This window comes from Mariniflexile ostreae (assembly GCF_042427585.1).
GTDB classification, from domain to species: domain Bacteria; phylum Bacteroidota; class Bacteroidia; order Flavobacteriales; family Flavobacteriaceae; genus Pseudalgibacter; species Pseudalgibacter ostreae.
Window position 1 is genome coordinate 38,632 of the sequence record NZ_JBHMFC010000008.1, and the last position, 22,663, is coordinate 61,294.

General features: G+C 36.5%; 6 protein-coding genes. All 6 read right to left on the reverse strand.

Going from position 1 to position 22,663, the window contains the following annotated elements; genetic code table 11:
- Nucleotides 1–6: 6 nt before the first annotated feature.
- The 6 genes from ACFFU9_RS02355 to ACFFU9_RS02380 all read right to left on the reverse strand — a co-directional run bounded on the left by ACFFU9_RS02355 (nt 7) and on the right by ACFFU9_RS02380 (nt 22,624).
- The gene (locus ACFFU9_RS02355; protein ID WP_379859762.1) at nt 7–2,079 is read right to left on the reverse strand and encodes a response regulator; all 2,073 of its coding nucleotides are present in this window, start codon (nt 2,077–2,079) and stop codon (nt 7–9) included.
- A gap of 5 nt (nt 2,080–2,084) precedes the next feature.
- On the reverse strand, nt 2,085–2,462 hold the full coding sequence (locus ACFFU9_RS02360) for a response regulator (protein ID WP_379859763.1): 378 nt from the start codon (nt 2,460–2,462) through the stop codon (nt 2,085–2,087).
- A 100-nt stretch (nt 2,463–2,562) separates the two neighbouring features.
- Complete coding sequence (locus tag ACFFU9_RS02365; protein WP_379859764.1) at nt 2,563–5,076, reverse strand: sensor histidine kinase; 2,514 nt, start codon at nt 5,074–5,076, stop codon at nt 2,563–2,565.
- Between the two features lie 42 nt (nt 5,077–5,118).
- Nucleotides 5,119–7,548, reverse strand: coding sequence for a PAS domain S-box protein (locus tag ACFFU9_RS02370; RefSeq protein ID WP_379859765.1), 2,430 nt, complete (start codon nt 7,546–7,548; stop codon nt 5,119–5,121).
- 223 nt (nt 7,549–7,771) lie between these two features.
- Nucleotides 7,772–8,752, reverse strand: coding sequence for a PorP/SprF family type IX secretion system membrane protein (locus tag ACFFU9_RS02375; protein WP_379859766.1), 981 nt, complete (start codon nt 8,750–8,752; stop codon nt 7,772–7,774).
- A 36-nt stretch (nt 8,753–8,788) separates the two neighbouring features.
- The gene (locus tag ACFFU9_RS02380) at nt 8,789–22,624 is read right to left on the reverse strand and encodes a T9SS type B sorting domain-containing protein (RefSeq protein ID WP_379859767.1); all 13,836 of its coding nucleotides are present in this window, start codon (nt 22,622–22,624) and stop codon (nt 8,789–8,791) included.
- Between the last annotated feature and the right edge of the window lie 39 nt (nt 22,625–22,663).

Consider the following 22,663-nt stretch of genomic DNA (forward strand, 5'->3'; position numbering starts at 1 on the left):
AGTAGTTTATTTTAAGTTTGGCAGAGATACCGTAAATGTAGACCCCTTACTTAGTTCTGATGCGACTTTAATGGTTCCTTTTAACTTATCTATAGTTTCTTTTACAATATACATGCCCATTCCAGACCCTGTAGAATGTTTTGTCGCTCTATAAAACATATCGAATATATTGTCTAAATATTTTTCTTCAATACCAATGCCATTATCTTCCACTATAATAGTAGCGCTTTCAGAATCTACATGAACCGATGTTTTTACAATATGCTCTTTTTTATCCACATCATAGTACTTAAGAGAATTGGAAAAAATGCTATTAAAAATAATTTCTATTCTTTTTTTATCGGAAAAAAAATCTGTTTGTTGGTTAACAAAAGTAATTATTTTCTCATTTTTCTTTTGATATTTTAATTTATCCCAACATGTATCTATCAATTCATTAAAATCAATTTTTTCTGTTTCAACTTGAGTTCTTGAGTTTGTAGAATAATCTAATATATCATTAATAAAAGCATCCATTTTATCAATGGTTTTAGACATCATTTGCATTTGAAGTTTTTGCTCCTCTTGATCGGGGTTTAAGCTTGATTCTGTAATATTTATCAGGCCTCTTAATGAGGTTAACGGCGCTCTTAAATCATGTGAAGCACTGTATACAAACCTATCCAGTTCTTCATTGCTTTTGGTTAATGCTAAATTTTTTTCTTTTAATATTATTTCTGTTCTTTTACGTTCTGTAACATCTCTTGCTATGCCTAGAAATCTACCATCTTTCTGTAATTTTGTAGATATTTCGACATCAATTCGGGTTTTATTTTTATGGATTAATTGTTTATTAAACAGTACCGTTTCGCCATTTTGAACTTTTTTATATTTCTCTGGATCTTCAATAAACGCTCCTTCAATTAAATCTGAAAGCCTCAACTCTTTAAACTCATCATTGGAATACCCAAGCATACTTGACGTATACGTATTGAAACTATAGATTGTTCCATCAAAAGAATAAGCAATAATAGCATCGGTTGCTTGTTCAATTAATGATTTATAAGACTCTTCAACTTTTTTTATTTCAGAAATGGAGTTGTTTTTTTGTATGGCGATAATCACTAAACCTACGGAATGATTTAAATCCTTTATATCCTCCAGAGAAGGTATTTTAGATTTATGGCTGTACATGGCAAACGTGCCCAAAACCATGCCCTCTTTATCAATAATAGGAATAGACCAACAGGACTTTAGTTTGAATTTTGAAGCAATGTCTTTAAAATCGGCCCATAAAGCATCTTTACTTATATTTGAAACTATAACCGCTTTTTTTAAGAAAGCAGCCGTACCACATGACCCTTTATTTTCTCCAATAGGAATGTTGCCTATAGCTACAATAAAATCTTTAGGCAGATTTGGAGCCGAGACTGTTTCTAAATAATGGCCATCTGGATGTAATAAATTAACGGAACCAAAATAGCTCGGGTGGCTGGATTCAAAATTTAATATAATATGCTCTAATACCTTATTTAATGGTGTGTTTTGCGTTATTAAATCCATAACTTGATTTTTATGGATTAAAACTTGTTCTATTTTATTACGCTCTAATATTTCGTTGTTAAGCTCTAAGGTTTTATCTTCTAACTTATTGATAAGGCGCTCGCTATAGATCTTTAAAACCTCTTCATCATTAATTCTCACCCGTTTAACATAGGCCCTTTGAGACTTAACTTTATCTAAAACATCTTCTACAATAGCTAATAAGTCTTCATGATCAATAGGTTTTTTAATAAACGTTGCAGCACCTAATTTTAAAGCAAATTCTTCATCTGGTTGTTCTGTATAAGTTGATGTATAAAAGATAAAGGGTATTTTTTTAAAAATTCGCTCCTTTTTACAAGCTTGGCAAAATATATACCCATCCATTATGGGCATTAAAATATCCGATATAATTAAGTCTACTTTACTGTGGTGCAGTTTATCTAAACCCTCTTGTCCGTGTTTAGCTTCAATAACAAGGTACCCCTTATTTTCGAGAATAACTCTAAGAAGGTATAAGTTTTCAGGCTTATCATCTACTATTAAAATAGTTTTCATTTAAATTAATTATTTTTAGCTTTATAAATGTTTTCCATTTGTGTTACAAAAGTATCTGGATCGATAGGTTTCTCAATATAGCCATCTGCACCTGCTTCTATAGACTTTTCCTTATCTCCACCCATGGCGTACGATGTCACGGTTATAAAAACTGTCTTTTTAGAAAGGCCGTTATGCGATAATTTGTTGCATATTTCATAACCATCCATATCTGGTAATTGAATATCTGTTAAAATGATGTCTGGTTTGTTGTCGTGTGCTAGTTTTAATCCATCTTTACCATTATAGGCAGTACTCACTTTGTAATTATGTTTTTCTAAAAGATATGATAACATATACATGTTTTGCTCATTATCTTCTATTATTAATACCGATAGTTTCATCTTTTGAAGGGATAAAGTTAAACCATAAAGGCCATATGTGAGTAAATATAATAAATTTGGTATTGTAATGGGATTATTATTAATGCGCTTTTGAAACAAATCAATTTATGGGCAAGGCTATGGTGAACGTACTTCCTTTACCTAGCTCACTTTTTACTTGAATGGTTCCTCCTAATTTATCCATTAAGTTTTTAGAAATAGCCAACCCAAGCCCGCTGCCCTCATGGCTTCTGCTTAATCCTCCCTCTAATTGAATAAAAGGTACAAATAACTTATTTAAGTTTGCCTTACTAATCCCTATGCCTTGATCTATAACTTGTGTTGTTAGCATATTATCTTTAACATCCACCTTAACACGAATAACCCCATCATATGAAAACTTAATGGCATTGGATATTAAATTTAATAGTACTTGCTCCACCCTTCTTTCATCGCTTGTTAAGGTAACATCTGTTTTATAGCGTTCATACTCAATAATCAACCCTTTTTTTAATGCTTGCGGCAATAAAAAGTCGATTGTTTTTTGTAACGAAACTCCAAAGTTAAAAGGGTAACTCGATACTTTCAATTCACCAGCTTCTATCTTAGAAATATCCAATATGTCATTTATTAACCCCAGTAAATGCTGTCCGCTTTTTTTAACCATCCCTATTTGCTTGGCCTGTTCTTCATTCAATGGTCCTGCAAATCCTTTAAGCAATATGCTTGTAAAACCAATAATAGAGTTCATGGGGGTTCTTAATTCATGAGACATGGTGGCTAAAAAGGAAGATTTCATTAAATCTGCAGATTGTGCTTTTATTTTTTCCTTTTCTAGTTCTATAGACTGTTCATTTAAGTCTTCTAAAAGGTTTAATAAAGCTTCTTTACTATCATTTAGCTCTTCCGTTCTCTGGTTTACTAACTCCTCTAGATTGTTTTTATAAACCAATAATTCTTTTTCATTTTTAATTCTATCTGTAATGTCTGACGCAATCCCTATATGCCCCACCATTTCATTATTCGCATCCAACAGTTTGGTCGCTTTTGCAGAAAGGTTTCTTATTTCTCCTTTTTTATCTTGAATTCTAAATTCCGATTTAAATTCGCTGTTTGTTAAGAAAGCTTCTTGCCATTCACTCAAAACTCTGTCTTTATCTAATGGGTGTAGGGCATTTTGCCAGCCAAGCCCCATAGATTCTGCATAGGTCATACCAGAATATCTTATCCACTCTTCATTTAAATAAGTACATTTCCCGGATTTATCTATATTAAAAATTACAACTGGAGCATAAGAGGTGAGACTACGATACATCAATTCACTGTTTTTTAATACCGTTTCTATTTTTTTTCTATCCGTAATATCTTGCACAGTACCAAAGGCTTTTTCAGGAACTTGGTTTTCATCATAAGAGGTTTCGCATTGTTCTTCTACATATTTTATACGCTCCTTATCAATATCTAATCGGTATATTATTTGATACGATTTATTGTTCTTTACTGCATCTGTAAATATTTTGAATACCATATCTTTATCCTCGGGATGCACAATATCGTAAAATGCCGCCTGGCTGGCCTCAAATTTTTTAGGGTCTTTTTCGAATATTCGATACATTTCTTTTGACCATGACAGTTCATTCTTTTTCAAATCCAATTCCCAACTTCCAAGTTTCGCCACTTTCTGTGCTTTGTTTAAGTTAGATTCGCTTTTTTTTATTTTGCTTTCAGTAGTTTTATATATTAATCTCAACTGAGTCTCCTGTTCTACAAGTTTAGCATTATAAAATTTTTCTAATCGTTCCGATTGGCCAAAAAAGAAATACACGATCCAACTTCCACCAATTGCAATGGTAAAACCATATATGGCAAACCATATTCCTGTATTAAATTTTTGTTTCGTTGATACAACATATAGTTTCCATTTACCCTCAAACATTTCTATGTTTACAGCAAACGGCTTAAAAGACGCCATATCATGTTCTAAAAAAAACTCTTCCCTACCTGTTTCAGGATTTAACCTTGATAATTGATAAATAAAACGTTGTGTATGGGAAGCGGTTATATTTAAGTCGTTAAAAAAGTCAGAAAGCTTAGTAACAACAGCCGAAAATCCTGAGAATTTTTTATCGATAAAAATAGGCTGTCTACTCACTATCCCAACACCTCCTTGTTTTAGATTAACTGGGCCATCAATAAAAAAATCTTTCTTTTTTATAGGAGTATATGCCCCCTTACCAGCCAATGTGTTTTCTAAAATATTATAACCAACCACTTGATTGTCTATTGAAGGATAAACATGGGTTATAAAACCATTTTCATCCACCAATTCTAAAACATTAAAGTATTTATTCCGGCCTAATAACTCAATGGCTATAGTATCAAAATCTGCGGGAACACCACTTCGTTCTACAATATATGCTAACGATTTTGTAGCCGAGTAACTAAACATAACTAAGCTTTGTAACTTTTCTTTAATTAAGTTTACATGATTGTCTATTTCTTTTTTCTGTTCATTTTCATTTATTAAATATTTTTGGTACGCCATATATTGGGAAACAAAAAGGAGTATTATAAAGGTTAAAAAACCCGCCACCCAAGGTTTTTTTAGAAAAAGATACAAAGGACTACTCTTCATAATAAAACAAAATTAAATGCATTTCTTATTTTAACGATCGTTTTAATTATCATGTTTTTGTTTCAATTCTTTAATTATATTCTTTAACTCTTTCATTTTTAATTCCCTACCCACAAACAGTTTGTTTATACGCTGCAATTCGGCATTTTTTAAATTAATCTCTTCGGTCCGTATTTTAACTAATTCTTCAAGATTATATTTGTGTTTTTTTAATTCTGTTTCTATAGTTTTTCTTTTGGTAACATCTCTTATAGTCCCAATGAGGAATTTATTGCCTGCATCGTCAACAAATCTCGTTTTTTTGGTTGATATTATTCGTTTAGCTTCACCTTGAACTGTTAGCGTCTCTTCATTAATATTTGCTATACCCGTAGAGAGTACTTGATTATCATTATGAAAATAAATTTCTTTTTCATCTGGAGATACGTTTTCTGCTAAAGTTTTTCCTATAATAGCTTCTTTAGAAAGGTTTAACATGGAGCAAAACGCTTCATTTACCAAAATCAAACGGTTTTGATCATCTTTTACAAATACAGGGTCTCCAATATTGTTTATAATACTCTCAAGATACCTTTCGTTTTTTATTATTTCTTCCTCTGCTCTTTTGCGTTCTGTAATATCCAATAATATCCCTAAACAGCCATAAAGCTTATTTTGCGTATCATATAGCCCAACGGTTTTCACAGATAACCAAGTTACCTTACCCGTTTTATCTTGAACTCTAAAGTCTGAAATAAATTCTTTTTCAAACAATGATGCCTCTTGCCACTCTAGGGATACGCGTGCTCTATCTTCTGGATGAATAGCATTTTTCCAACCAAATCCCATCGATTCATTAAATGACATGCCTGTATATTTTAACCATTCTTCATTAACATAATTACAAAACCCTTTGATATTGGACTGAAATATGGCGACAGGTGCATTGGAGGTTAAACTTCGGAATAACTTTTCGCTATTAATTATCTTTTTCTCAATCTGTTTTCTCTTAGTGATATTTTTAGCTACATTCCCTAATGCGATGGGTTGGTTTGTAATCTTATCCCGAATTAAAAACCTCGACATTTCCATTGGAATTTTAGCTCCTGTCTTAAAATGTTGAAATTCTGTTTCCCCATTCCAACTCGTGTTTCTTATGATACCTGGTTCGTTTTCCGCTATTAAAAATGCAGGAGAAGTTTCTGGAAAAAATGCCGAAATGCTATTGGGCAATGCTTCTTGAGCCTCTAGTCCTACTAGTGCTCTGCCGGGGGTGTTAACATAAAAAGGTTTACCGTCTAGCGTTGCTAGACCGATAAAATCATCACTGGTTTCTATTAATGACAATAAAATTTGATTTTTTTCATCTGCTTTTTTCCGATCTGTAATATCCGAGAAGTATATACTTAACCCTTCGGTAGCGGGATAAACCCTAACTTCAAACCATTTATCGAATAGCTCGTGGTACTCTTCAAAATAATGTGTTTCTTGAGTTTTTACAGCCCTTTTATAAACATCATCAAAAGAAAGCTTAACGGTATGAGGAAATTCTACCCAAATATTCTTACCTATTAAATCACTTGGAATTCTACCTAAAAGTTCGCCTGCTTTTTCATTTACATACGTATAACACCATTGGGTATCTAAAGAAACGAAGCCATCGGAGATTTTATTTAGCGTGGTCTCTATTTGAGAAACCAACTTTTCTTCAATTTCTTTTTTTTCTGTTTCTAAATTCTTAATTTTTTTTTGATAATATAGAATTGAAAAAATATCTCTTTTTTGACTTGTAATAAACGTTGCATATCTGGTTTCTTTTATTACAAATTTTAAGTAAATATAGAGAATCAGGGAAAAGATGATAGCAGCAACTGTTTTGCCGACAAGATGGCTAATTAATGCAGATTTTAAACCCGTTGCATCATAAAATAATAAAGCGTTAAAGAGTAACGAATCGAACATTAACACCAAGAACAGTGATAAAAACAGGGTGAAAAAGAAATATGTTTTTCTAATTTTTGAAATTAAAAATTGGTATAAGACCGTCAGTAAGAAAAAATCTAAAACTAAAATGAATGTTCCTAAAATAAAAAACCTTTGGTTTGTTTTAAATATGGAAACGGGGTTGAGATCAAGCCCTTGAGATTTTTCATTTATAAGCAGTTGTGCATGAGTGATTTCAAACAATCCTACCATAATAAAATTGGATATAATAATACCCATAATAAGAGTTCTGGCACTTGCTACGCCCTCTTTAATGTATATTAGTAAAACGGCGAATAGAACGGCACTAAATAAAATTACGGATCCTGGGTAAATGGCATAAGAATCAAAAAAAACAAAACTTACTTCCGCCCCTAAATTAGCTTGTAAATATTGTATCGATCCCAATAAAATATAAAGAGGCGCCAAACCCAACTCAGATCGAAACCTAAATAATAAAAGAATAGAGATGGAGATTAATATAAACTCTAAAATTATCGTGGCATACATAGGCAATAAGGGGCTGATTAATCTTTAATGCAAAAATAAGAAGAACATACTCAACATATCCTTTTCAGCACGTTAAACCTACCTTAAAACAACTCGTTTTTCATGGTCTGAATAAATAGTGAAGGAAATACTATCTTCTAAAAGTATTAAAATTATCAATCATTACAAAATGATCTAAGAGCGCTGTGTACCAGAACGTAAAACGTATACCAAAAAAATTAAATTAATGAACCGGACTCTGTGTACATGGGCAATTACTGATACCTTGTAAAAAATTCAAGCCAATAGTGACCATGTGTGTACCCGAATTAAAGCCAGACAAATCGTTCATGGTAACTTGATACGCATAGCCAAAATAAAAAATAGACTTTTGAAACCCGACCATAGGGCCAATATTTAGAGGTTTAAAAAACTGATCGTTTAAATAGCGATAGGAAATGCCTGCCCAATAATAATCTTCTTTTCTATCGTATTTACGAACCTTAAAATTGAGGTCGGTACTAGAACGCTTATCGCTACTAAACATCTGATAAAATATAGAAGGCTCAAACTCCAGGCCACTACTTTTAGCTCCCCTAAAAGTGTATCCAGAATAAATCTGATAGTTTAATAATAACCCCGGTTCTAATTTTCTAATGGCTTCATCTATATTTTTATCCAGTAAGTTGTTGACATTAAAACTTAAAAAATAACCTCTATTTCTATACAACACCCCAGCATCAAAATTATGGTTTGTAGTACGTCTATCATCTGTTACATAAGGGTCTATAGAAGGGTTTTCGTAAGTGGTATTAAAGTTATCTATATTAATTCTGAAACTATTTAAATTATAAGAGATACCAAAAGACAAATATTGTTTGGTGTAATAGTCTAAAATAAGGTGATGCGCAAAAGAAACTTTAGCTCCCGACTGAAGTGTATTTCCATTCTTATCATTGTAGAACGACAATCCCACTCCCGAGCGATCGGCAATCCTAACATCTCCGTAAATAGATTGGTTGTCTGGGGCGCCTTTTATCCCTACCCATTGGGTAAGCGCATTAGCCCTAATTTTTAAATTATCCCCTATACCCGCGTATGTAGGGGATACCACAAAATTATTATCCGACAAATATTGTGTAAATACAGGTAAATTAAGCTCTTGGCCAAAGCTATTTGCCATGACCAAGAGTACTAGATATACGATTGCTTTTTTAATTTTCATAATGCTCCATTAAGAGGTTTCTATCACTAATAATCATTATCTGTAAAGTGTAAAGTGCCCTACAAATTCACGATCGTAATTTTTGTCATTAAGTTTTACCACATACCAATAATCACCGGTAGGAAGTTCTTTCCCGTTATACGTACCATCCCACTTATCGCCTAAGCGTAATGTTGCTATTTTACGGCCATACCTATCGAAGATATCGAAAGTCATGTTTTTGTACTGCGACGTACAACCTGGTCCCCAACCTCCATTTTCTGGAACGAAATAATTAGGGATACACACATCAATAAATTCAAAATATTTGGTAACTGTTGCGGTACATCCATTACTATCGGTTACAGTAACTGTATAGTCACCAGATTTATAAATGATGAATGTACTAGTGTCCCCATAACTCACGCCATTTAAGCTGTACTCAAAAGGTGCTGCACCGCCCGTGGTAACTGTTACAATCTCATTTAATCCACCATCTTCTAGCACAAGTTCTAAAGGATCGTATTGATCGACATCAAAAAGTGCCGTTCTTACAATACAGCCATTAGTGTGCCTTACATCTATATAGTGGTTTAAACCTGATGCCACATCCAAAAATATATTACTGGTTTGATAAGGCGCTCCATTTAATGAGTAATCCAATTCAGACGGATCAATCCCGTTATCTACAACTGTAACAGTAACACTATTAGACAGTAGGTTGTCGGTACAATCAAACGCGACCTCAACTTCTGGAACAATTAAAACAGATTCTGGAAATTCAATGTCCCATTCGGTTTCACAATCAAGTGCATCACGAACAAAAACAGTATGATTACCGCCGGCCAAACCTGTAAAATCAAATTGGGTTTGAGTTGGCGCTCCTGGGATGTATGGCCCATCAACGTTATCTAAACTCACGCTATAAGGCAGTGTACCACCAGAGATTTCAACACTAAATTCTCCATCTAAATCTCCTTCACATATTTCTGGAAGCTCGGAACCAGGAATAAGTGTAAGGATGACTGGAATCGGTTCGGTTATTACAAAATCATGCACTATATAACAGCCCAATTCATCTTGCGCGATCGCTTGGTAGGTGCCTGGAGCAAGATTTTCGAATTTAGATGTTTCAAAGAACTGGTTTAACTGTGGCGAAATGGCGTATTTGATTGTGCCTGTTCCGCCTGTAGCGATTATATCCAACTCCCCATCAGTTTCACCAAAGCATACAACATTTGTTGTATTAAAGGTTGCATCAAAAGGCAGGGCTGGCTCTGTAATTGTAATTTGAGCACTTGTTGCATCACAATCTCCACTTTCAACAAAAACCGTATAAGTACCTGCTGGAAGATCTACAAACACACCTGGTCTTGTTTGAACTGGTGTTGGTGAAATATCGTTGCCACTAGCATCTTGCAAAGTATAAACATAGTTACCCAAACCGCCTTGAGCCGTCGCAATAAAACTACCGTTTGTATCACCGTAACAGTTAATGTGGCTTGTAATAGCTGTTAAATTAACCGTTAAAGGTATAAACGGGTCTATCTTTATTTGATTAGAGACATAAGCCGAACAGCCATTGGTATCTCTAACATAATACTGGTAGATTCCAGAAACGCCTTGCGGAATTGAGATGGTTGTAGACGATGTAAATGGCGCTGATACTGTTGTAAAGTTAGCATCTGCACTATACTCATATGTTCCTGTACCTCCTGTGGCACTTAAGGTTAACTCCGTATCTGTTAAACAGGTTTGAGAAATCGACTTGATCAAATTAGCTTCTACTTTTGCTGGTTCGGTTATAACAACCTCGGCAGAGGTTTCTGTACAATTATAGCCGTCGGTTACCGTAATGCTATACGTTCCAGCTCCTAAACCTGTAAAAGTAGAAGACGTTTGAGGGCCAGATGTTGTTGGTGTACCCGTTACCCTATTAAGGGTATACAAATAATTACTGCCTTGGCCTCCTGAGGCACTAGCTGTAAGCGTTGCATTCGTATCTCCAAAACATAACAATAACGATGGTGTTGCCGATACAGATATTGTTATTGGTGGAGGAACTACCAAACTTACAGGCGCAAAAGCTTCACATCCTCTGCTATCTTTAACTCTTACATTATAATCTCCTGCAGTTAAATTCGTGAAAATAGCATTTGTGCTAAATGGTACTTGAATACCTCCTGAAACTAATTCCAATTGATATTCGTAACCCCCTGGCCAACCTCCTGTGGCTTTTGCAGAAATGGTACCGTCGTTATTACCAGTTACACAGGTTATTTCTGAATGGGTAGTAGTCACATTTAAAGCTGCCGTTGGTGCCGTAATGGTAAAGTTTTTACTTACTGTACAAAACGGTGTATTTATTAAAGTTGCATTTACGGTATACGTTCCTGCTGCCAGATTAGGAATAGTAACCGGGCCTGCATTTGTAGTTGTTCCCGTATGTACAGCAGTTACTAAATCGTTAACATTAAAAACCTCATAACTAAAAGGTCCTGCTTTACTCGTTGGATTTGCTAAGCGGTCTATAAAAGTCACCTCCGCACTTCCATCTGAATCACTAAAACACGTGACATCTACAACGCTATCAATCGTTAAATCGAATGTGTTCGGTGCATTTACATAATGTACGGTTTTTTCAAGACATCCGGTATCCATATTCATTACCGTAATGATATAGTTTCCAACAGTAAGTCCTGTAAAAGTACCTGTAGTATTGGTTTGATTATAAACACCTCCAGTAATACTACCATCTTTATCCTGTACTGTATATTGTAAATTGGTAGGCAAGACACCTCCTCGGTTTACCACAACTTGGATACTTTCATCATTGGTACACGTAATGGCATCCACAATATCAATTTCCAAGGTTTCTAAAATCACAATAGGTGCAATGGTAGTCGTTGTGCTTGCTGAACATCCTTTATCATCATATACATGGATCACATAATCACCACCAGCTAAATCGGTTTCTGTGTATGTGTTTTTATTACCCGATTGCACAATAATCCCGCCTCTAATAAACTCATAGAAGGTATAGTTGCCTGAACCTCCCGTGACGCTCGTTACCGTAATAGTCGCGTAGTTGGTAGTATTGGTATCGGTGATACAAGAATATGGTTTCACATCTAAACCTGTTATCACAACAAGGTCAGGTTCTATAACCTCAACCAGCTCTGTTGCCACACAGTTTCTTCCCGATCGTACTTCTACGGTATAAAATCCTGCTGGCAAGCCTGTAAAGATATTGGAATCCTGAGCTGCTTTTGTTTCTGGTCCTACTGTTATTTCATAGCTGTAAATAGGGTTGTCGTTACCGGGCTCTAAAGTGACGGTTATTTCACCATCACTACCACCGTTACAACTTACATCTGTTGCACTTGCAGTAAACGTTACAGGCGTTGGGGCTTCTAAAGTCGTCTCAACATTTGCTGTACAACCGGTTACATCATCTGTAACGGTTATGGTATATAATGTACTATAGGCTAATCCCGTAAATACACCACCCGTTTGTGTTATAAACCCAGAAGTTGGACTTATAGCATAACTATAGGTACTATCTGAACCTCCCGAACCTTTTACTTCAATTTCACCATCATTATCATCACAACTTGCCAGTTTTGTAATGGAAACAGATGGGTTTAGGGCTGGGTAAATTTCTATAGACGCAGGCACGGCACTTGTACAACCGTTTCCATCTTTAACAGTAACCGTGTAAATTCCTGGTGTTGCAACTGTAAAGGTTGGGTTTGATGTAAACCCATGGCCTATAGAGTACGTAAATGGTGCAATACCAACCGGATCTGTAACCGTAAATTCAAATCCTGAAGTAACGTTACAATGATCTGTGGCAAATGCGGGAACCGTTACACTAGGTAAGGGATCGGTAGCAATAACCACATCAATGGTATCTGTACACCCGTTAGCATCTATTACCCAAACATCCCAATTGGCACTAATTGCAGGGTTTAAAACTGCCGTTGCACTCTCTGTGTAATCGGTTACTAGTGGCGCCGAGCCATCTAGTACAAAAGCATATTGATAAGGTGCTGTTCCGCCTGAGGCTTCTACCGAAACTTGTGCTCCAAAATTACAATGTGCGTTAATGTTTATTGTTTCTACAAGTGCTACTGGAGTAGGTTCGCTAACAGGTACCGTAAAAGTTTCAGTACAACCCGTTACCTCATCGGTTACTTCAATGGTTTGGTTGCCTACTGCTAAACCTGTTACAGAAATTATTTTATCTGTATCTGTTTGACCAGATATTACTGATCCACCATTAACCTGATAACTAAAAGTACCAGAGAAATTAGCCGCTTCAAATCTTACAGCACCATCATTTCCACCAGAACAACTTACATCGTTAACCAATGATCCCGATACCGTAATATTAGTTACTGGATCTATCGTATAAGATTCTGTATAATAACAGCCATTGGCATCGGTAACTTTAAACACATAAGTATCTGGTGTTAAACCTGTAAATACATCTGAAGTTTGGGGCGCCACAACACTAGGTGAAATAATCTCGTAATTTAATGTTCCTATGCCGTCTGTTGCTGTTAATGTTACTGTAGAGGTTGTTGCTAAACACGTAACAGGTGTTGCTACAAAATCTAAATCGGTTGGCACACTTAAGGCGTCTATTACAATTTGTATGGGAGCATCTATAGCACATCCATTAGCATCTTTTACATGAGCCGTTACCGTTCCAGCCTCAAATGTTTTATAGGTGTTTGTTGTGGTATAGTTTATACCATCAAAACTATAGGTATATGGCGCCGTACCACCACTTCCTGTTACCGTAACAGTTGCAGCTTGTGTTGCGTTTTCTATACCACAGGTTAAGCTATGCGTTAGGTCTAAATTACCCCCTACAAGAGTTGGCTCTGTAATGGTTATTACAACAGCAGCCGAGTCACATTTTTTACTATCCTGAACCACAATACTATACGTACCGGCGGTTAAGCCTTTAAATACATTTGAGGTTTGGAAAGGCAAACCATCTATACTATATGTATATGGTGCAATACCATTGGCAGCAGTTACCATAATACTTCCATTTGCTCCCCCATTACAACTTACATTAGTTTGGGTAGTTGTAAATGTTGGCGTGGTGTTTGGCGTAACAACAACGTCGTTAGAAACCGCTTGACATCCTTGATCATCAGTAACCCTAAACCTATAAACACCATCGGTATTTGTATTGAACGTTGGCCCTGGAATAAGCGTATACGTTGCTCCACCATCGCTACTAACCTCGTAGGTATTGTAGGTTCCAGTGCCGCCAGTAGGGTTTAAGATAATTCTTGCGTCTACATCACACGTTAAATCTAAATCTAAATCCGCATCTAATAATAATGGAGGCGCTACAACAAACGTTTCTGTTGCAATACAACCATTCTCGTCTTTAATACTTACGGTATAGCTGCCAGCTGCCGAAATTGTAAAATCTGGACTGGTTTGATATTGGCCGCCTATACTATAAGTCATGTTTCCATTAAACGTTGTTCCTGATAACGTGATTGTAAATGGCGTACCGTCAAAACAGTGAGGAGATACTGGATCTATTGTAGGTTCAGCATCTTTAATTATAGATTTAGAAACAAATTTTTCACAACCATACGCATCTCTTACATAAACATCGTAAGTACCTTCGGCTAATTCAAAGGTGTTTTTAGTATCCCAAGCTGTAAGATCTGGTGTACCACCTGTAGCCACAACTTGATATTGATACGGTGCTGTTCCGTTACTTGCTGTTGCAGACAGTACGCCTAATGCATTACAGTTTTCGTTTTTAGAAACGGTAGCATCAATGCTTAAATCGAAAGCCGATTCTGTGATATTAAAAGGCACGGTAACCACACCACATCCCACATGTGGTCCAGAAGTTTCGCTAATTAGAACATAGTAGTTTCCAAAAGGTAATGGCCCTAGATCTTCTACATCTAACGATCCATTTGCAGGAACAGTTCCTGTTCCCGTAACCCCAGTTGATACTAAAGATTGAGAATCAAATATTTCATAACTCACATCCGTATCACTTGTGTAGATACTATTAATTGTAAAAGACACGTCGCCATCTGCACTTCCAACACATGTAATATTATCTGCGGTAACGGCATCTGCTGTTAAAGTGGAATTAGTAGCAATAGGACTTGCAGCTGTTTCGTAATAGTAACATTTTGTATCATCATCATATACAATAAAGGTATAAATAACACCTGGGGTTAGATTTGTGAAAGATGTTCCAGCAGGCGTACCTGTTCCCAACTGCCAAGTAGGAGACCCACCAGATATACCGTCCCATATCATACCTGCACCATCGTATACGGCGAAATAGAATGGACCTGTACCTGTAGTAGTACTCGATGCTCCTATACTCACATCTGCTGCACCACCAGTTATACAATCTACTGTCGTAACAATGTCAATATCCAAATCCTCTGGAGGAGATGCAACTAATATGTCTTGTTGTAAAAACATACATCCGTTAGCATCTGTAATAATAACTTCATATAAGCCAAAATCTACAACTTCAAAAAATTGAACTGACCCTGTTTGGTTTGTGCGTTGCTCATCGTAGCCATTAACCCCTTTTACATGATAGGTATAGTTAGGCGTCCCACCAGTCACAGAGTTAATAATTATTCTTCCAAGTGATATTCCTCCTACACCACATGTTATTGGCTCAACATCAAAATCCAGAACAATAGGATCCGGCTCAAGAATCGATACTGGAGCAGTATCTGTACATCCTTTTGCATCGGTAACCGTAATAATATAATCACCCGCAGCCAAACCAGAGGTTTGCGTACCATAATCTGTCCCTGTAGTCGTGTTGAGAACATTTATTACAAAAGGTGCTAAACCTTTAGAAGTATCGATCGTGATATTTAAAGCCCCTGTTTCTTCACCATTACAAGAAATGTTTTGTCCTATTGCTACCGCTGTAATTTCTGGATCAACTTTAGGAGTAACGATTACCTCTGGCGTTACCTTTTCACAACCATTAGCATCGGTTACTTTAAACTGATAAGTACCTGATGTGTTGGTGGTGTATGGTGATCCTGGAATCGCGCTATACGTTATACCTCCATCTGAACTCACCTCATAGGTATAAGGTGCGTTGCCTCCAGATACTGTAATATCTATTGAGGCCTCTGGCGTTACAAAACAGCTAATATCTTGAGTTAAACTGGCACTAACCGTTATGGGAGCAAACACTTCCGTTGCTGTAGGACTGGTTGCCGTACAGCCATTTCCATCTTTAACGGTAATGGTATAACTTCCTGCTGCATTAACTGTAAAAGTGCCATGGTCTTGATAGGATGCTCCGCCATTTATACTATAGGAAAGCGGTGCAATCCCTGTTCCTGTTGCAGTAAAGGTGAATCCTGAGCTTACATTACATTGATTGTCTACTGCAGGTGCTGTAACTGTTGGCAATCCTTCTTCTCCAATCGTTACCGCTGTAAATATGGAACAATCGTTTAAATCTTTTACGTAAACATCCCAAACTAAATCAGCTCCGGTGTTTGTGTTCACCGTAATAATAGGATTTGCATCATAATCAGAATCTGCTGGTGCTGGGCTTCCCGCTACAACAGCTGCATACTTATAATTAGGTGTACCGCCTGTAATGGTAGTAGTAATTTGCGATTCATAATTATTACAATGTATGTTAGTTGCCGTTGCTGTAATTCCTAATGGAGCAGTAGGCTCTTCAATGGTAATAGTTTCTATAGCAGTACACCCCGTATCGGTATCGGTAACTTCTAAGGTATAAGTACCCGCCACTAAATCTGTTAAAGTAACAATGTCTATAGCTTGGCTTAACGTACCCGTTCCAGACGTTAACACACTGGTATAAGAAGTTGCGTAACCAGACACCTTAAATTCTATCACTCCTGTATTATCGCCATAACAAAGCACATCGCTTAATTTTAATCCTGTTACAGCAATATTCGTCACTGGACTAATAGTTACCGATTCTGTGTAATAACAGCCGTTTGCATCGGTCACTCTAAACACATACGTACCTGGGGTTAACCCTGCAAATGTATTTGAAGTTTGCTTAGCAAATACGATTGGCGATGTCGCTAAGGTTTCATATTCTAAAGGTGCAACCCCATTTGTGGACGTTAGCGTTACTGTAGATGTTGTAGCATCACAGGTAATGGTTGAAGCTGTAAAATCTAAATCTGTTGGTGCATTTAAGGGGTCGATAATAACTGAATCTCCAGCAATACATCCGTGGGCATCTCTTACCGAATACGTAATCGTTTGGCTTGAGCCATTATCATTTACACTGTACGTATTTGTTGCCGTGTATCCTGAACCATTAAAACTATAGGTGTAAGGCGCCGTTCCTGTGGTTGGAACCGCAATAGTTACTTCTGCAGATTGCGGTGTATTATCCGTTGCACAAGAAAACAATGTTGTGGCACTTGCAGAAACGACTAAATCTGTAGGCTCGTTTATTGTAACAGAACCATCAAAAATACAGGATTTAGCATCTCGCACTTGGTATGCATAGGTTCCTGCCAAAAGTCCAGAATATAAAGAGGTGGTTGTAAATGTACCACCGTCAAAACTAAACATATACGGCCCAACACCTCCCGAAGGAATAATTTGTACCGAACCATTATTATTCCCATTACAAGTAGCATCTACAGTAATGGTAGTCGCGCTAGGGGTCTCTACAGCATCTACAGTCACAACTTCTGAGGTTGCCGTACAACCTTCTGCGTCTGTAACTCTAAACTGATAAGTTCCAGCAGTAGTGGCTGCGTATGGAAAAGGGTTTCCTGCTTCAGTGGTATAGGCTGCGCCATTGATTGCAACTTCATAAGTATTCGCTCCATAACCGCCAGAAACCGTTCCAGTGATTATTGCCATAGAAGATGGAGTACAATCTAACTCACTTGTAATTTCAGCATTTAAAATCAATTGTGTGGCAACCGTTTGAGTTGGTAAATTCACCTCACAACCATTAGCATCTCTAAGTATTATATGATAATCGCCTGGCGTTAAATTGTTAAAAATATAATCTGCTCCAAAGGCGCTTCCATTTATGCTATACTGGTATGGTGGCAAACCTCCTGCAGCCGTTACTTCTATACTGGTATTTGTTCCAGATACATAACAGGCATTCGTTATTTCTAATGTAGCGGTGGGGGTACCCACAGCGTCTATTGTAAATACATCCGATGTGGTAGAACACCCATTAGCATCGGTTACATTAATTCTATAATCGCCTGCAGCAATATCAGTTAAGGTTCCATTTGAAAAAAGTGCCGTGGTCGTATCTGGATACACCAATTCAAAAGTATAGGGTGCTGTACCGCCAGTAGCTTTCACTTTTACTGTAGAATTATCCAAACAGGTAACAGGTGTGGTGTCGATATCCAATATTAAATCCTCTGGGATTTCTAAGGTTTGTTGTAAGGTAACTTCACAGAGATCCGTATTGTCGTAGCGCATCATTATAGTATAATCACCCGCATCCAGATTAGAAATTGTAAATGGCGATGTGGTTTCTGTAGTCCAGTTAACACCATTATCTATAGAGTATTGAAACCCTGTAGCGGTATTGTAATTTGCTACTGCAATTTGAATACTGCCATTTCCAACACCACTACAAGAGGCATCACTTGCGTTAACAATATGCGCCCCAAATTCTTTGCCTTCATTTATAATAATGGGGAACGATTTTTCATCAATACACGTTTTAGGCAATTGGTAAACCCTGATATCGTCTATAGCTACGTCGTTACCATTCGTTTGTCTAACATTAGATCTTACAATAAATTTCAAGCTCGTGTTAGCACCTGGATTTAAAGTGATAGGTGTTTTAGGATATTTTTCCCATTTTTCACTTTTTGGAATATCTCCTGTTGAAAATGAAGAGATTTCTGTTCCTGAAGCATCTACCAAGGCTATTAATAAATTAGGATCATAGATATTACTGAATGATCTTACTAAGTTTATGGCGAAAAATTCGAAATCAATAGGCTGATTAGGAATAATGTCATGTATTTCCTTTTCGTATAAAACAGCAGATGTTGGAATGGTTGCTCCTATATTAACGGCCAAATACCTTCCTTTTGGAGTTGCTGGAGTTGTTGCAGGTGTATGATCAACAGGATTTAACCATGTGCTAAAGGGCTTTACTATTCTTGAAGTAACCGAATAATCGCCATCATTGATGCTTATACTACCATGACACTCTGTTCCCGCAGTTTGTCTTTCAAAACAATAATACGTGGTGTTTATACCTGGCGAAGTGATGTCGTTTCCATAACCAAATGTTTCATATAACAAATTACTATAGGTGGGTACAGATTCTAATTTATATTTTACCGAAACAGTATGCTCTCCCACTGGTACATTTAAAAAGGTTTTAGGATCGGCTGTGTTCGTGTTTTCTACACCATTTAAAAAATAAGTGTAGGAGTAAGTCGCGTTTTCAGGATTATTAACGGTTATTGTACCAGAAGCCGTACCATCGCAATTATAATCAATAGCTATATTATTATCAATAACAGGATCGACCGGTTTTTTATCTAAAATAATGCCTGGCATGGCATACACACACTCATTAGCATCCTTTACATATACGGTATACGTACCTGGTGCTACATAAGCTTCATTTACAGTGCTCCATGTGGCCTGATTATTAAAACTATATTGATAAGGCGCCGTACCTCCCTGTGGATTGGTAATACGTATTTTACCAAAACCGTTACCTGAAGGGTCGCAACCTGCCAATTCTGCTACTCCAGCAGATGCCGATATGGCGTAATCAGGTTGTGTTATAGTCACTTGCGAAACCTCACTAAAACACTCAATGCCATCCAATGTGTATTTAATTTGCGTGGCATAAGTGCCCGCAGCAAGATTTGAAAAAGTTTCATTTGGCATATAGGTATTACCATTGTCTATACTATATCCAATAGTGTAACCGTTGGCATTGGTAACATCAAAATGTATTTCTCCCGTGTTAGAATCGTAACAGAGAATATTTGTAGAGTTTACTTCGTAAACAGGTTCTGCATTAGCTTCAATGGTTATAGAGGTACTTGCCTCACAATCATTAGAGTCTACAATTCTCACGCTATAATTACCAGCAATTGTGATGGGTATCACCGGATTATCTACAAAGTCTTCGCTCCCATTAATAAAATAGAAATAAGGAGGGGTACCGCCTGTTGGATATACGGTTATCTCTCCATCGGTACATGTTATGGGTTTAGTAATGCTAGAAGTTGCTTCTAATAATGTTGGTGCTATAATTTCAACGTCTTCTGTAAACTCACACCCATCCTCTGTACTTACTACAATAGTGTAGTTTCCTGGGTCAAGACTTGGAAATGTATAGAAATTATCTATAACAAGACCAGAATCGTTTACAGAAGTTCCGTTTTGACTAAGTGTAAATTTATATTGCGGCCTTACATCTCTTGCTTCCACATAAATATGCCCTTTATCTCCATAACATAAAGGTTGGGTTACAGTAGATTTTACAGTAAAATCTCTTTTTCGGATTTGAACTTCTGGAACTTTAAAAATACAGGGATTAGAAGTTACACCAATTTGTCTAACAGAAGCGATATAAGCCCCTGGAACAAGCACTTCAAACTCATTACCTTCCTGATAATCAACACCATTAATACTATACTCATAGCCTGTTGGTACATCACCAATTATAATTTTTCCAGGCGTATTACAAATAATGTCCTCAACGGATGCAGAAGGGGCTAATAAATTTTGATACACATTAAAATAATACTGATTAAAACAGCCGCCTTGATAGTTTAGGGTTAATCTGAATTGACCAGACTGATTAGCATCAAAAGTTGGTCCCCTACTAACTTCACCCCAACTACAAGACTCACTTTCATTAGCACAATCGTCACCAACAGTAGTCGTACAGCTTCCTTCTACTAGTTTTTCCCATATAATGGATGAAGCATCTGTAATTTTTGTATCTATTAATCTAGAATCATTAGCACCGCATAAAAAAACTTTAGGTAATTTCCTACCATTATTTGGGCATTCTGCTGTAACATCCGCAAAAGGAATCACAGGGTTGTTAAGAACCGCACCGACAAAGCTTGTAACCTCAAAAATTTGATCTATACTCTGACAAGGCGCAACAGCCGTATTATGGACATAATAAGTCCCGATTGTACTAACGCTGATGCTTTGATCAGTTCCAATAACAGGAGAACCGCTAGGATGTGTTGACCAAGAGTATTTATCATAACCATTAGCAGCAGTTAGCACCACGCTATCTGCACAAAGCGTAGCATTTTCTCTAAAGATACAGTCATCTAAATCTGCCAAGAAATTAGTAGCTTGAGGAATTAATGCACAGAAAGTATTGCTGTTCACACTTGGATCATCCGAAATTTCAAAAGTAGGATTTTCCACGCCAAAATACGTAGTAAAGGCTTGATTTTGAATAATATTAGAACACATATCATTCAATTCATTACAAGACTCTACAACTTTAACACGAATTCTAATTTCACTTAATGGACTCTCATTTTTCTTTAAATAGGTTTTATCTATTGTAAAAACCAGCTCTCTGGTAAGTGGATCATAGGTATGACTAGAAACGGCAGGGGGCAAATCGACTAAACCAGAGGGATAATTAAAATGCACATTAATAGGCAAAATATCTCGAATCACCATATTTTGAGCATCGTCATTCCCTTTATTTTGGAATCCGATAATATAATTCAATTCCTGTCCTAGATCAACAGTTTGTCCACCAATGTCGTTGTCATCATCATCTAATACAATTTTTGTCAATACAATTTTTGGCTGTATAACATCCACAGCAAAGGCAAAGAAATAAGCAAAATACTGATCTTGAGAACTTTCCATGCGTATAATTGCAGAAGTATCTCCATTCCCAATCACCTTTTTGGTAGGGTTTGGAACGTCCATAATACCGGTATCAAAACCTAAAGTATTCGTGCTATTTGGGTTTCTATTGGTAACTAAACCACCACCGAGCTTTGTAACTGTAGAATTAAAAAAGTTATTAATGGGTCTATCTGCCGTAAACATGGTAGTCCCATTTATTTTTAGTTTATCACCAGTAATTGGCTTATCGCCTTCTAAAGCAGCGAACGCAAACTTAGCGGTTACAGGAATTGGAGCAGGAGGTGTTTGAAATCCAGAAATTAAAACATCCACATCATTCGTTTTATTTACAGAACTAAAGCCATCAAAACTCGTAATGTATTTTCCTGGTAAAGTGGGGTCTTCAAAAACAATAAACAAAGACCATCCCGCAGAATGCCCCGTTCCATTATTGGCGTTTTGTGTTCTTCCTTGACCAGTAGAGACATTCCCTACCGTATAGGTTCCTAAATTATTAGAAAAACCTGTAACAATACTGGTAACATCAGCATAACAAGCATAAGGATAACTATTTCCTGTTGAAGTGCTTTGTGCATCGTAAATAATTTCCCCTTTTATGTCATGATAGCCACCCTCAGGCCCTTTAAATTTAACATCGGTTATGGACTCAGAGTTAGCGCCTCTATTAACAGCACCCCAATATAAACCGGCATGAACAATTTGATAACAACCCGCGTTAGGGATTTCTAAATCGGCACTACTAGAATTAAATGTTGAATTATCATTATCGATATCAACATATTTCATGTTCACCAAATGGTTATATTGATAAGTGCCATAAGGCTCTGTTTTATGCTCACTTAGAATGTTATTCCCAATTAGGCGAATGTCTCCCTGAAGCGTTTTATTAAACTTGGGAGTAAAGTCTACAAAATTTTGGGCAAAAGATTGTAAGCCCAAAAAAAGCATTAGGATATAGAATCCTATTTTTAAATAAGTAGGTTGTTTCATGGCTGGTTATGGTTGTTATTTTTTTTTCCTATTTTTTTG

Coding starts and splice junctions, on each gene's coding strand:
- ACFFU9_RS02360 (WP_379859763.1), bottom strand. CDS start 2,462: ATGAAACTATCGGTATTAATAATAGAAGATAATGAGCAAAACATGTAT.
- ACFFU9_RS02375 (WP_379859766.1), bottom strand. CDS start 8,752: ATGAAAATTAAAAAAGCAATCGTATATCTAGTACTCTTGGTCATGGCA.
- ACFFU9_RS02370 (WP_379859765.1), bottom strand. CDS start 7,548: ATGTATGCCACGATAATTTTAGAGTTTATATTAATCTCCATCTCTATT.
- ACFFU9_RS02355 (WP_379859762.1), bottom strand. CDS start 2,079: ATGAAAACTATTTTAATAGTAGATGATAAGCCTGAAAACTTATACCTT.
- ACFFU9_RS02365 (WP_379859764.1), bottom strand. CDS start 5,076: ATGAAGAGTAGTCCTTTGTATCTTTTTCTAAAAAAACCTTGGGTGGCG.
- ACFFU9_RS02380 (WP_379859767.1), bottom strand. CDS start 22,624: ATGAAACAACCTACTTATTTAAAAATAGGATTCTATATCCTAATGCTT.